This is a genomic window from Acidovorax sp. Leaf78 (assembly GCF_001422735.1).
In the GTDB taxonomy this organism is placed as follows: Bacteria; Pseudomonadota; Gammaproteobacteria; order Burkholderiales; family Burkholderiaceae_C; genus Acidovorax.
On sequence record NZ_LMLZ01000022.1, the window covers coordinates 391,071 to 403,612 of the forward strand.

The following is a 12,542-nucleotide window of genomic DNA, read 5'->3' on the forward strand; positions in this document are numbered from 1 at the left end:
CGACCCTGCCATCCAAGACATTAGTTCTATGAACACCGATGCTGACGACGCCCCCTCCCCCGGCTGGGACTCCATCTCCGCCCGCCTGGCCCAGCTTTACCCCGGCCAGGAGCCCAAGCACTTTGGCACGCTGATCTCGCACATGCTGGGCGGGCCGGACTCGCTGGACGGCATCAGTGCATGGCGGCGCACGGACCCGGTGCCGCACTGGCACTTTGTGACCTATGGGTTCAGCGAGCTGTATGCCAAGGAGTCCGATGACCCGGAAGTGAGCGGCTATGGCTTCGAGCTGACCTTTCGGCTGGCCATGGAGCCCAGCGAGTTGTCCGATGCCAATGCCGAGCCGCCAACATGGGCGCTGAACTTTTTGCAGAATTTGGCGCGCTATGTGTTCCAGAGCGGCAATGTGTTTCGCGATGGGCACTGGATGACCGCCAACGGCCCGATTGCGCTGGGGCGGACCACGCAGATCTGCTCAATGGGTTTTGTGACTGACCCGGAGCTGGCCGAGCCGCTGGCCACGCCCAATGGCTCTGTGGAGTTCTTGCAGGTGGTGGGCCTGACGGTGGAGGAGGAGCGCGCAGCCAAGCAGTGGCGCACGCGCAATCTGCTGGAGGTGCTGCTGCCGCACATGCCGCTGTGGGTGACCGACCTGGGCCGCGCGTCGTTACTGGCCCACCCGGCGGTGAAGCAGCAGGTGGCCGAGGGCTTGAGGCGCGATGGGTCTGCCAGCGGGGTCCTTTTCACCGATGTGCTGGGCCTCAAGCAAGTGAAGCGGCTGCTGCGCAAGCCGATCACGCAGGTCACGGTGGGCGCTCGCCAGGTAGACGAGTTGGTGACCCTGCTGCCGCTGCGCCTGCCGTTTGGCCGCCCGCTGCGCGTGGCGGGGCATGAGTGGCAGTTGGTGCTGGAGCCTGCTGGCGCCTACGGCAACAATGCGGTGGAGTGGCAGGGCGAGGGCGACCATGTCGTGGTAATGCGCCTGACCGATGCCACCGTGCAGCAACTGGCGCAGACGCTGCGGCCGCATCAGGGCAGCTATGTAATGCCGCTGCTGCCGCAGGTGGAGTGGGTGGTGGAAAAAACGACGATCAAGGATTCGGCCGGCAAGGTGGTCGATGTCATCGGCTGATTAAATGCCGGCTTGTAATGCGGGCAGCGGTGTGGCCGCTGCTGAGGCACCACACATCCCGCTAACCGCAAGCGTGTGCCGCTCTCTTATTCTTGCTTCGTCTGCTTCCAAATCCGATCCGCCCGTTCCCAAGCCGCCTTGGCTGCAGGCTCCGCATCCTTCCAGTTCAAACGGCTGCTCTCGCGTTCAGTGTCCCAGCGCGTCTGCAGATGGTCGCGGGCGTCGTTCCAGTCGCGGTGGCGTCCGTCGATCACGCTCTGATATCCATGGCGGTACGCAGGGGCGTAGTCGTCGTAGGTAAAGGCATCCGAGTAGTACGGCTCCCGGCCATACGCGTCGCGCCAGTAGGCGTCTTCATCCGTGGGGTTGACGGCTTCGGCCGCGCCCTTGCCGGCCAGGCCGCCCACGACGGCACCGACCACGGCACCCACTGCCGCGCCGATGGGGCCGCCGATGGAGCCAGCGGCTGCGCCCGTGACGGCGCCGCCTGCGGCACCGATGCCCGTGCCGATGGGATGGGCGCCGGGTTCTTTGGTGATGGGGTCCAGGTTCATGTCGCGGGTGGGGTCTTGGGGATGGGTCATGGTGGTCTCCTGTTGGTAGATGTGCATACGTCCAGAACTCCATGTTCCACAGCAATGCGCCACGCTGGCGTAGGCCAAGCGCCACAGGCGGCGACAGGTTTGGAGACCGTGGCGCGGATAGTCGCTGCACCCAGCGCGGGCGGGTGACCGCGATGGCTGCGTGGGGCCAGCCGCCCAGGCACAATTGCAGCCCCATGCGTTCCCCCATTGCCATCGTCGACGTTGACCGTCTGGACACCTGGACCCGCTACCGCGCGGGCCTGTGCGATACCTGTGCGGCCAACTGCTGCACGATGCCGCTGGAGGTGCAACTGCCAGACCTGGTGCGGCTGGAGCTGGTGGACCCTTTCGAGGCCGAGCATGAAGAGCTGCGGCACATTGCCAAGCGGCTTCAGAAGGCGCGGCTGATCGACCACTTCAACCACAAGAACGCGGTGTTCACGATGGCGCGGCGGGCCAGTGGGGACTGCAATTTTCTGGACCCGGCCACACGGCGGTGCACGGTATACGACAAGCGGCCCGAGACGTGCCGCCTGCACCCGCAGACGAAGAGCCCCAAGCCGGGGTACTGCGCCTACGGGGCGCGGGACTTGAAGCGCAAGGGCTGGTGAGAGCGCTGGGCCTGGCCTGCATGCGGGCTGTTGGCCCGCACAGGCAGCAGGTGGGCCGATGTTGCGACAAGGCTTGCAGGCATGCCTACGCCACAGCCCCGCTGGCTACACGGTATCGCGCTGCACAAACCCTGACACAGGCTCCGAAGGGGCAGGCACGCTGCGCGCCTCCACCGCATCCACCCGCGCCTGCGGCGGCCCGTGGTGGGCCCACTCGATGAGGGACTGCACAGCGTCTGCAGGGCCGGTGGCCAGGGCTTCGACGCTGCCGTCGCGGCGGTTGCGCACCCAGCCTTGCAGGCCGCGTTGCTGGGCAGCCTGCACCAGGGACCAGCGGTAGCCCACGCCCTGCACGTGGCCGCGGATGAAGAGGTGCTGGGTGACGTCGGCGTGAGGATGGTCGCTGTGGGGTTGCATGGGCGGCACTGTACCGCCAGCCGGGCGCGGTAGGCCACAGACAGGCCTGGCGTGTCGGTGCTCGACCCGGGCGGTGCAGCGCGGTAAGCTGTGGCGCAGCCGTGGACTCTGCCCCGCCTCTGCACAACCTGCACACCCTGCACACCCTGCACACCCTGCACACCCTACGCGCCTTGTACACAGGCCCAGGCCCCCAACCACGCCCTGAATGCCCCACCGCATGACCCCACCCCGCAAAGCCCTGCCCGCCATCGACACCGACCGCTGCACGGGCTGCGGCTGGTGCGTGGCGGTGTGTGCGCCGCATGTGCTGTCGCTGCAGGTGCAGGGCGATGCCAGCTGGGGGCCCAAGCGGTCTGCGCTGCACGATGCGGCGGGCTGCACCGGGTGCGCGCTGTGCGCCGTGCGCTGCCCGTTCGATGCGATCCGCATGGTGCGCACGGGTGCTGCGCCTGGCGTGCACAACGGTTGACAGGGGCAGAGGACGAAGCGGTTTTGTCCCACAGCCGGGGCACTGTGCCTGTGGTGTGATTCAGGGCCCCGGGTTTTGGCCCGGCCGTTCACCCACCACCACTGCATGCACCATGCACAAGGAGCCACGCCATGTCTGAAAAGAAAGCCAGCGTTCACTGGGAGGGCGCCGGCAAGGCCGGCCAAGGCCAGATCAGCACCGAAACCGGCGCGCTGAACAAGTACCCCTACGGCTTTGCCAGCCGCTTCGGCGACGACCGCAAGGGCACCAACCCCGAAGAGATCGTGGGCGCGGCGCATGCGGCCTGTTTCACCATGGCGTTTTCATTCGCTGCCGACAAGGCAGGCATTGCCACCGAAACCGTGGACACCACGGCCAGCGTGCGCCTGTCCAAGGATGGCGACGGCTTCGTCATCGACCGCATTGCGCTCACGCTGACGGCCAAGGTGCCGGGCCTGGACGATGCGGCGTTTCAAAAGCTGGCAGCCGATGCCAAGGCCAACTGCCCGCTGTCCAAGGCCCTGGCTTCGGTGCCAGAGATCACGCTGACCGCCAAGCTGGTGGAATAACTGCGCCGGGCGGGGGGAGCGTGCAGCGCGGTCTGCACACCAGCCCCGGCCCGCGACATGCATCCGACGCCCACGCGGTGATCGGACCACAACGCAGCGCAGGTGCACACGCCTGTCGCTGCGTTTTGCCGTCTACGCAGCACTCCCGATCGTCTTCGTCACCGCGCCCGCACCGCTGCGGCCAGCGCGGCAAACGCCTGCCGGTCCACCGCATGCGTGAAGGCGGTGTTGGGTACCGGGTGGGTGGACAGCTTCACCACCACCAGCTCCGCCGCCGGGTTGATGTGGATGTGCTGGCCCATCAGGCCTTTGGCTTCCAGCGTGCCGTCCGCATCGTGCGGCACCCACCACTGGTTGTGGTACGAGTAGCCCGCGCGCATGGCTGTGCCGGGCGCCTTGCTGAAGCGGGCCGGCTCCGCACCCTTGCGCAGCTCTGCGATGGTGGCCGGCGCGATGATCTGCTGGCCGTTGTAGCGGCCGTTGGCGCGCAGCATTTCTGCCAGGCGGCCCAGGTCGCGCAGCGTGGCGTTCACGCCCACGCTGGTGGACTGGCCGCCGTTGGGGTCGGCAAACACATACCCATCTTCCTGCGCGCCCAGGCGCGACCAGATGCGCTCGGACAGCAGCGTGGCGTAGCTCTGGCCCGTCACGCGCTGCAGCAGCCAGCCCAGCACTTCCGTGTCCACCGACTTGTAGGCGAACGCGGCCCCGTGCTCGCCGTCCTTCTTCAGCGTGGGCAAGAACTCGGCCATGCTTTTGGGCGCGCTGCTGCCGGGCGGCGCGGGCTGCAGGCCTGCAGCGGCCAGATACTGAAAGACGCCGGACGCGGGGTCGGCAAAGTTCTCGGCGTACTGCACGGCGGTGGTCATGTCCAGCGTCTGCTGCACGGTGGCGTCGGCCCAGGCGCTGGTGGCCAGCTCGGGCAGGTAGCGGGGGATCAGCGCTGTGGGGTCGATCACGCCTTCGTGGATGAGCTCGGTCACCAGCAGGCCGGTGAGCGATTTGCTCATGGACCACAGCACGTGCGGCTGGTGGGGCTGCATGCCGGTGTGGTGGCGCTCGTACACCACCTGGCCGCGGTGCAGCACCAGCAGGCCGTCGGTGTAGGTGGCCTTTTGCCAGTCGGCCAGCGTGGTGGTGCCGCCCTGGCCGTCGGGCAGGGGCAGTGTGTCGTTCAGCGGGCGGTTTGCCGCGGGCAGTGCGCTGGGCGTGCCTGCACCGCGCCACACAGTCGCCGTCGGCCCCAGCTCGCGCAGGTGGTGCGCGGCCCAGCGCACGTTGGGGTACTGCAGGATGTTGGCCAGGCGCACGACCTTGTCGGGCGGCGGCGGAAAGCCCTGCATCAGCCGCAGCGCGGCAGGCTGGGTGACATCGGGCGGCGGCAACTGGGGCGCCTGGGCGTGGCCGGCAGAGGCCATGCAGACAGCGGCTGCGGTGGCAGCCAGCGTGACCAGGGCGAAGTGAAGGCGGGGGTAGGGCATGGTGCAAAAGTCCTGCAAAGGTGGGTGGGATGGGGCAGAGCAACGAGGTGACAAGAAAGGGTGAGCTGCTGGTTTGCAGGCCTTAGCCCCGCGCCGCCAGCAGCGCGCGGATCGCTGCCTCGGTGCGGTCGTACTCGCCTTCGCCAAAGTGCTTGTAGCGAATGCGGCCCTGCGCATCGATGAGGTAGGCGGCGGGCCAGTACTGGTTGCTGTAGGCCTTCCAGGTGCCGTAGCGGTTGTCTTGCGCCACGGGGTGCTTCACGCCGTGGCGGCGCATGGCGACCTCGACGTTGCTGGTGGTGCGCTCGAACGGAAACTCCGGCGTGTGCACGCCCACCACGGTGAGGCCCTGGGGCGCGTACATCTCGGCCCAGCGGTTCACGTGGGGCAGGGTGCGTATGCAGTTGATGCAGGCATACGTCCAGAAATCCACCAGCACCACGCGGCCGCGCAGCTGGGCCAGGGTGACGGGATCGGAGTTGAGCCAGCGCTCGATGCCGGTGGACTCGGGCGCGGGGCCCAGGTCGGGCAGCGTGGCGGCCTGCATGGCGGAGCCTGCCGCGTGGGTAGTGGCGGGTGCCGCCACGGCTGCGGCCACGCCAGCGGCAGACGCGAGGAAGGCGCGGCGCTGCAGCGCAAAGGGTGAAGAAGGGTGCGATGTCATGGTGAAAACTCCTTGCTGCGGGCCGCTCACAGCCCGCCAGAAAACGATGGGTAGAACTGCGACAGCCACGCCGTGACCTGGCCATCGATCTCCAGCAACATGGCCAGCGCGACGGCGATGACCACCACGCCGACGACCTGCTGCACGCAGTACGCGTGGCGCGACAGGCGGCGCACTTGGTTGGCCGCCGCCTGGCCGCCGTAGGCGATGGCCAGCATGGGCAGCGCGGCGCCGGTGGAATACGCCAGCAGCAGCACGGCGGTGCCCACACCGGGCGGCTCGGTGGCGATCAGGGTGAGGATGGACGCGAGCACCGGCCCGGCGCAGGGCGTCCACACCGCGCCCAGGCTCAGCCCCAGCAGCAGTCCGCCCCAGTTGCCGCCCGATGACCCCATCCCCACACTGCCCACGCTGCCCATGCGGTGAAGCACGCCCCCCGCGTATTGGCTGAGCCACTGGAAGGGCCGGGGCCACACCGTGAGCACGCCGAACACCAGCAGCATCACGGCGGCGAAGCGGCGCAAACCCTCGGGCGATACGCCCAGCACCTGCGTAAAGCTGCTGAACAGCAGTGCCACGGCCGCGAACGACAACGCAAAGCCCAGCGCGATGAACAGCGGGCGCGTGCGCTGCGCGGGGCCGCCCGCCACCGATGCGCCCAGCACCACCGGCAGCATGGGCAGTACGCAGGGCGCGCCCACGGTCAGCATGCCGGCGGCCACGGCCAGCCAGGGCGATGTGGCAACGGCGGTGGCGGCCATGGTCATGGCGCACCCCCGTGCTCTGCGGCCGGGCGGCGCCACACCTGCGTCTTGCCGAACAGCGGGATGCCGACATAGGCGCGCACCAGCAGCTGGTCGGGCTCGGCGGGGGTGAGGGTGGCGCGGTAGGTCTTGGCGTTTTCGCGGTGGTAGATCTCGCCTTGGTAGTCACCGCTGCCGGTGTCGCGCAGGCCAGACAGCAGCGTCATGCCCAGCGCAGGGCGGGCATCGGCGGCGGCCATGTCGGTGCCGGGGGCGCTCATCGACCGGTGGGCCAGCACGCGCACGACGTTGCCGCACAGGGTGGGGCTGCCACCGGGTTTTGCGCTGATGGAAGTAGCAGTGTTTTTTGCGTCGGCGGCGCACGGAGCGACGTCCACTTCCAGGTTGCCGCTTTCGGTGATCCAGCGGCCCAGCGGGGCCTGGGGGTGGGGGGCTGGTGCCGATGCCGACTGCCCGGCAGTGGCGGGCTGCGCGGCGGCCTCTTGCGCGCTGGCAGCCTGCGCCAGACCCATGGCCAGCGCAGCAGCGGTACCCATGGCGATAGTGGGTTTCATGGCAAGTCCTCGTGAAGTTCAGGAAGACTGCATTGAAGCCAGCGCACGTATCGGCGGTTTGTCGTGCGCGGGCCTTTTGGTATGCGCGCTTGTCGGCAGCGGCGCCAGACAAGTTCAGATACATGCGGGCCTGCTGGGGCATCACCACGCGGCGCCAAAGTCTGGACAATCAACGCCCATGACGACCACGCCCCCGCCCGACCACATCCTGATCGTCGATGACGACGCGGGCATCCGCGAGCTGGCGGCCGAGTACCTGCAGCGCCAGGGCCTGCAGGTCAGCGTGGCGGCCGACGGCCGGCAGATGCGCGAGGTGCTGGCCACGCAGCGCATCGACCTGCTGGTGCTGGACCTGATGCTGCCGGGTACCGACGGCATCACGCTGTGCCGCGAGCTGCGCAGCCCCGGCGCGCCAGCGCTGCCCATCATCATGCTCACCGCACGCAGCGACGAAGCCGACCGCATCCTGGGCCTGGAGCTGGGTGCGGACGACTACCTGACCAAGCCCTTTGCCGCGCGCGAGCTGCTGGCGCGCATCCACGCGGTGCTGCGGCGCACGCGCATGCTGCCGCCCAACCTGGCGGTGGCCGAGCCCGCGCGCCACCTCGCGTTTGGCGACTGGCGGCTCGATACCACGGCGCGCCACCTGCTCGATGCCACGGGCGCGGTGGTGGCGCTGTCGGGCGCCGAATACCGGCTGCTGCGCGTGCTGCTGGACCACCCGCAGCGCATCCTCACGCGCGACCAGTTGCTGCAGCTCACGCAGGGGCGCGATGCCGATGTCTTCGACCGGTCCATCGACCTTTTGGTCAGCCGCGTGCGCCAGCGGCTGGGGGACGGTGCCCGGGGCTCTCGCTACATCAAGACCGTGCGCAACGAGGGCTACGTGTTCTGCGCCGACGTGTTGCCCACGGCAATACCCAAAGAGGCCGCCGCATGACGCTGCGCTGGTGGCCCCGCTCGCTGTTCGGGCGCATCCTGCTGGTGCTGGCGCTGGGCCTGGCGCTGGCGCATGCGCTGACCTTCGTGCTGGCCATCACCGAGCGCAGCATGACCATGCGCCGCGCCATGGTGTCGTACATGGCGAGCGACGTGGCCAGCTCCCTGGCCATGCTGGACCGCCTGCCCGCCGCAGAGCGCGCGCAATGGGTGGATCGGCTGGCACGCCGCAACTACCGCTTCACGCTGACCGCGCCGCTCGACGCGTCCGAGGACCCGTCCGCCATGGCCCGCCTGATTGCCGGCGCCGTGGGTGCCACGCTGCCACCCGGCCGCTCGGTGCGCGTGATCGACCCGCGCATGCCCGGCACCGAGCTGCGCCTGCAGCTGCAGCTGGCCGACGGCACCCCACTGGCCGTGGACATGGCAGAGCCCCGGCTGCAGGTCTCGCCCTGGGTGCTGGGCGCGCTGGCGCTGCAGCTGGCGCTGCTGGTGGGCCTGTGCGCCTGGGCCGTGCGCGCGGCCACGCGGCCCCTGCGCACGCTGGCCGACGCGGCCGATGCGCTGGGTGCCGACCGCCCCGCCGTGCCCCTGGCCGAAGACGGCCCGCGCGAGGTGCAGCGCGCCGCCCAGGCCTTCAACCGCATGCAGCAGCGCATCCAGGCGCACCTGGAGGAGCGCATGCGCATCCTCGCCGCTGTCTCGCACGACCTGCAGACGCCCATCACCCGCCTGCGCCTGCGCGCCGACCTGCTAGACGACACCGCGCTGCAGGGCAAGCTGCACGCGGACCTGGCCGAGATGCAGTCGCTGGTGGAAGAGGGCATTGCCTACGCGCGCTCGTCCCAGGCCGTGCAGGAGCCGCTGCAGCGCGTGGACCTGCGCGCGCTGCTGCAGAGCATTGCGTTCGACTACGCCGATGCGGGCCTGCCGGTGACGCTGCTGCACGCCGACCCGGGCACCTGCGACACGCGACCGCGGGCGCTGCGCCGGCTGGTGTGCAACCTGGTGGACAACGCGATCAAGTTTGCAGGCGCAGCCGAACTGAGCCTGGAGGCGCAGGCAGAGGCACAAGCGCAAGGCCCGTGGCTGCTGCGCGTGCTGGACCGCGGCCCCGGCATTGCGCAGGCCGACCTGGCCGCCGTGCTGCAGCCCTACGTGCGGCTGGAGGATTCGCGCAACCGCGGCACGGGCGGTACGGGGCTGGGCCTGGCGATTGCGAACGAGCTCGCCAAGGCGCTGGGCGGCCGCCTGGTGCTCGGGCCGCGCGCCGAGGGGCCGGGGCTGGAGGCGCGGGTCGAGCTGCCCGGGCAGCAGCCGTAGCGCGCGGCAACTTCCCCAAAAGTTCGAAGCGCGTGTGCAGGCGCGCCGCCGCCACCGCGCGCACCCGCCCCACGCTCACGCCAAGACCCAGGCCGCTGCTACAGTGCCTGTTCCGTGGACTCAGCAGGGGAAACGCCGTGGACAGCACCAGCATTAGCAGCACCAGCAGCACCACTACCAACGCAAGCAGTGGCAGTGGCAGTGGCAATAGCAGCAACAGCAGCAGCCCTCAAATCCGCATCGGCATCGGCGGCTGGACCTTCGAGCCCTGGCGCGACAACTTCTACCCCGGGGGCCTCGCGCACAGCAAAGAGCTGCAGTACGCCAGCCGCCAGCTCACCGCCATCGAGGTCAACGGCACCTACTACAGCACCTTCAAGCCGCCGACGTTCGCCAAGTGGCATGGCGAGACGCCCGAGGGCTTCATGTTCTCGCTCAAGGCCAACCGCTTTGCAACCAACCGCCGCGTGCTGGCGGAGGCGGGCGATTCGATCACGCGGTTTGTCGAGAGCGGCATCTCCGAACTCAAGGACAAGCTCGGGCCCATCGTGTGGCAGTTCATGCCCGGCAAGGTTTTCGAGCCCGGCGACTTCGAGGCCTTCCTTGCGCTGCTGCCCCAGCAGGTCGATGGCCACCGCCTGCGCCATGTGCTCGACGTGCGGCACGAGAGTTTTGCCACACCAGATTTCATCACGCTGGCCCGCCGCTACGGCTGTGTGCCGGTGCACACCGACTCCGACAAATTCCCGGCCATCGCCGATGCCGAGGCAGACTTTGCCTACCTGCGGCTGATGCGCAGCCAGGCCGATGTGCCTACCGGCTACACGCCCGAGGCGATTGCGCAGTGGGCGGATGGCGTGCGCGCGTGGACGGGTGGCGAGCGGCCGCGCGATGTGTTCGTGTACTTCATCAACGGCGCGAAAGAGCGGGCCCCGGCAGGGGCGATGGAGCTGATGGCGCAGCTGGGGGTGCGGGGGTTGGAGTGAGTGTCTGAAGCCTTGCGTCGGGGCGTGTCCGCGGCATGCGTGCGGGCCCTGGCTTCGACAGGCTCAGCCCGAACGGGTGGGGTGGGGKGGGGKGGGGTGGGCAGGTAAAACCTTGGGGGCTTCGGCACAGCGTACGACGTCATTTACAAACCAAATCGGCCCCTAACGCTTGCCTGCAAAGCGCTAACAGCTATATTTTTCATGGCAAATCCGCACGAGTGCATTGACACCACAGCCCCGTGCCGGCGCTTGCGCGCAACACTCGCAGGGCGCCGGCGCTTGACGTCCTCCCAAGCCCGTCAGGTACACTGCGCCTCTTCATGCCGTACACCACCCCCGCCCTCGCCGCACGCGCCACTGCCTTCCAAGGCATGGGCATGATGCAGCGCGCGTTCTTCGCGCGGGCTGTGGTTGCACGAATGATTACCACCATTACCCCCGCGGCCACCTGAGCACGCGCAGGTGGCCGTTTCGGCAGCCACCTGGTGATCGCTCTCTTCTCCCCCAAGACGAATGTGAATGAAACCCAGCTCTGGCAGCTGGGTTTTTTTGTTTGTTCGTTTGATTGATTGTTTTGCAGTCGTTTGGAGAAGCCCATGTTCCGCGATCCCGTCCAGTCCCTAGAAGACCCGTCGTTCCAGCCCACAGCTGCGGCCATGCGCCCCCTGCGCGTGGGCATGATCGGCATTGGCACCGTGGGCGCGGGCACCTTCCGCGTGCTGGCGCGCAACCAGGCGCTGATCGCGGGCCGCGCGGGCCGGGGCATCGAGGTGGTGGTGGTCGCAGCGCGCAACCTGGCCCGCGCCGTGAGCGTGGTGGGCAAGGACGTGGCGCTGACCAACGACCCGATGCAGGTCGCCACGCACCCCGACGTGGACGTGCTGGTGGAGGCCGCGGGCGGCACGGGCCCGGCGCGTGACTGGGTGCTGGCCGCCATCCGCGCGGGCAAGCATGTGGTCACGGCCAACAAGGCGCTGCTGGCCGAACACGGCAACGAGATCTTCGCCGCCGCGCGCCAGCACGGTGTGGCCGTGGCGTACGAGGGCGCGGTGGCCGTCAGCATCCCCATCGTGAAGGCACTGCGCGAGGGCCTCACGGCCAACCGCATCGAATGGGTGGCGGGCATCATCAACGGCACCACCAATTTCATCCTGAGCAAGATGCGCGATGAAGGCGTGGGCTTTGCCGAGGCCCTGGCCCAGGCGCAGGCGCTGGGCTATGCCGAAGCCGACCCGACCTTCGACATCGAGGGCATCGACGCGGCGCACAAGATCACGCTGCTGGCGGCCAACGCGTTCGGCATGCCGCTGCGCTTTGCCGACGCGCAGGTGGAGGGCATCACCGCGCTGCAGGGCCTGGACGTGGCCTGCGCCGAGCAGCTGGGTTTTCGCATCAAGCTGCTGGGCGTGGCCCGCCGCCGCCAAGATGGGGACGCCGACGGCGTGGAGCTGCGCGTGCAGCTCGCGCTGGTGCCCGCCACGCACCTGCTGGCGCATGTGAACGGCTCGATGAACGGCATCATGGTCAAGGGCGACGCCTCGGGCGTGACGATGTACTACGGCGCAGGCGCAGGGTCCGAGCAGACCGCATCGGCCGTGATCGCCGACCTGGTGGACGTGGCGCGGCTTCACGGCACCCACGCGGCGCAGCGTGTGCCGCACCTGGGCTTTCATGCCAACGCCATCAGCGACGACCTGCCCGTGCTGCCCCGCGCCGCCGTGCGCACGCTCCACTACCTGCGCGTGCCCGTGCACCAAGCCCAGCAGATCGAGGCCGTGGGCGCGTGGCTGGCGGCCCAGCACGTGCCCGTGGCGCAGGTGCAGTTGGCATGCGCCCAGCACGTGCCCGCCGGGGGCACGCCCCAGGTGCTGGTGCTGACCGACGCGGTGGCGCAGGCCACGGTGGACCTGGCCGTGCACGCACTGGGCGCGCACCCGGCAGTGGCCGGGCCGGTGGTGTCGCTGCGGGTGGAGATGCTGGAGGGGTGATGCCGAGGGGTTGCCGCGGGTGGTGCCGAGCTGCACGTCGCACCCTGCCATCACCACC

14 protein-coding genes and 1 pseudogene are annotated in these 12,542 nt (G+C 69.1%); 9 read left to right on the top strand and 6 right to left on the bottom strand.

Annotated elements, in window-relative coordinates:
• The first annotated feature begins 28 nt into the window (after nucleotides 1–28).
• Nucleotides 29–1,132, top strand: coding sequence for a suppressor of fused domain protein (locus tag ASF16_RS20230; RefSeq protein WP_056171515.1), 1,104 nt, complete (start codon nucleotides 29–31; stop codon nucleotides 1,130–1,132).
• 259 nt (nucleotides 1,133–1,391) lie between these two features.
• Here the strand turns inward: ASF16_RS20230 and ASF16_RS20235 are convergent.
• Nucleotides 1,392–1,716, bottom strand: a pseudogene (locus tag ASF16_RS20235) (hypothetical protein); the annotation flags it as partial.
• Between the two features lie 194 nt (nucleotides 1,717–1,910).
• On the opposite strand from ASF16_RS20235, the gene ASF16_RS20240 reads away from it, so the two are divergent.
• Nucleotides 1,911–2,327, top strand: coding sequence for a YkgJ family cysteine cluster protein (locus ASF16_RS20240; RefSeq protein WP_056171517.1), 417 nt, complete (start codon nucleotides 1,911–1,913; stop codon nucleotides 2,325–2,327).
• A gap of 105 nt (nucleotides 2,328–2,432) precedes the next feature.
• On the opposite strand, the gene ASF16_RS20245 is transcribed toward ASF16_RS20240, so the two are convergent.
• Nucleotides 2,433–2,744, bottom strand: coding sequence for an acylphosphatase (locus tag ASF16_RS20245; protein ID WP_056171755.1), 312 nt, complete (start codon nucleotides 2,742–2,744; stop codon nucleotides 2,433–2,435).
• A 220-nt stretch (nucleotides 2,745–2,964) separates the two neighbouring features.
• Here ASF16_RS20245 and ASF16_RS20250 point away from each other — a divergent pair, with 220 nt between their 5' ends.
• Together ASF16_RS20250 and ASF16_RS20255 are read left to right on the top strand one after the other, a co-directional pair.
• Nucleotides 2,965–3,216 (top strand): ATP-binding protein, encoded by a 252-nt coding sequence (locus ASF16_RS20250; RefSeq protein ID WP_056171757.1) that lies wholly within the window; start codon nucleotides 2,965–2,967, stop codon nucleotides 3,214–3,216.
• 131 nt (nucleotides 3,217–3,347) lie between these two features.
• Nucleotides 3,348–3,785: an OsmC family protein gene (locus tag ASF16_RS20255; protein WP_056171519.1), complete on the top strand. Its 438-nt coding sequence runs from the start codon at nucleotides 3,348–3,350 to the stop codon at nucleotides 3,783–3,785.
• A gap of 158 nt (nucleotides 3,786–3,943) precedes the next feature.
• On the opposite strand, the gene ASF16_RS20260 is transcribed toward ASF16_RS20255, so the two are convergent.
• From ASF16_RS20260 to ASF16_RS20275, 4 genes are all read right to left on the bottom strand, one after another.
• Complete coding sequence (locus tag ASF16_RS20260) at nucleotides 3,944–5,266, bottom strand: serine hydrolase (RefSeq protein ID WP_056171522.1); 1,323 nt, start codon at nucleotides 5,264–5,266, stop codon at nucleotides 3,944–3,946.
• A gap of 82 nt (nucleotides 5,267–5,348) precedes the next feature.
• Nucleotides 5,349–5,930, bottom strand: a complete 582-nt coding sequence (locus tag ASF16_RS20265; RefSeq protein WP_056171523.1) for a thioredoxin family protein — start codon at nucleotides 5,928–5,930, stop codon at nucleotides 5,349–5,351.
• Nucleotides 5,931–5,956: 26 nt separating this feature from the next.
• The gene (locus ASF16_RS20270; RefSeq protein WP_082517060.1) at nucleotides 5,957–6,697 is read right to left on the bottom strand and encodes a cytochrome c biogenesis CcdA family protein; all 741 of its coding nucleotides are present in this window, start codon (nucleotides 6,695–6,697) and stop codon (nucleotides 5,957–5,959) included.
• Nucleotides 6,694–7,248, bottom strand: a complete 555-nt coding sequence (locus ASF16_RS20275; protein ID WP_056171525.1) for a DUF2147 domain-containing protein — start codon at nucleotides 7,246–7,248, stop codon at nucleotides 6,694–6,696. Before ASF16_RS20275 ends, ASF16_RS20270 begins: the two co-directional genes overlap by 4 nt.
• A 178-nt stretch (nucleotides 7,249–7,426) precedes the next feature.
• Here ASF16_RS20275 and ASF16_RS20280 point away from each other — a divergent pair, with 178 nt between their 5' ends.
• The 5 genes from ASF16_RS20280 to ASF16_RS20300 all read left to right on the top strand — a co-directional run bounded on the left by ASF16_RS20280 (nucleotide 7,427) and on the right by ASF16_RS20300 (nucleotide 12,484).
• Nucleotides 7,427–8,188 carry a response regulator gene (locus ASF16_RS20280; RefSeq protein ID WP_056171527.1) on the top strand — a complete coding sequence of 254 codons (762 nt, stop codon included), beginning with the start codon at nucleotides 7,427–7,429 and terminating at the stop codon, nucleotides 8,186–8,188.
• Nucleotides 8,185–9,510, top strand: a complete 1,326-nt coding sequence (locus ASF16_RS20285) for an ATP-binding protein (RefSeq protein WP_056171528.1) — start codon at nucleotides 8,185–8,187, stop codon at nucleotides 9,508–9,510. The genes ASF16_RS20280 and ASF16_RS20285 overlap by 4 nt, the downstream gene beginning before the upstream one ends.
• Before the next feature lie 137 nt (nucleotides 9,511–9,647).
• Nucleotides 9,648–10,496, top strand: a complete 849-nt coding sequence (locus ASF16_RS20290) for a DUF72 domain-containing protein (protein WP_235507454.1) — start codon at nucleotides 9,648–9,650, stop codon at nucleotides 10,494–10,496.
• A gap of 320 nt (nucleotides 10,497–10,816) precedes the next feature.
• The gene (locus tag ASF16_RS27020) at nucleotides 10,817–10,948 is read left to right on the top strand and encodes a hypothetical protein (protein ID WP_255354974.1); all 132 of its coding nucleotides are present in this window, start codon (nucleotides 10,817–10,819) and stop codon (nucleotides 10,946–10,948) included.
• Nucleotides 10,949–11,092: 144 nt separating this feature from the next.
• Nucleotides 11,093–12,484 carry a homoserine dehydrogenase gene (locus tag ASF16_RS20300; RefSeq protein ID WP_056171761.1) on the top strand — a complete coding sequence of 464 codons (1,392 nt, stop codon included), beginning with the start codon at nucleotides 11,093–11,095 and terminating at the stop codon, nucleotides 12,482–12,484.
• The last annotated feature ends 58 nt before the right edge of the window (nucleotides 12,485–12,542 follow it).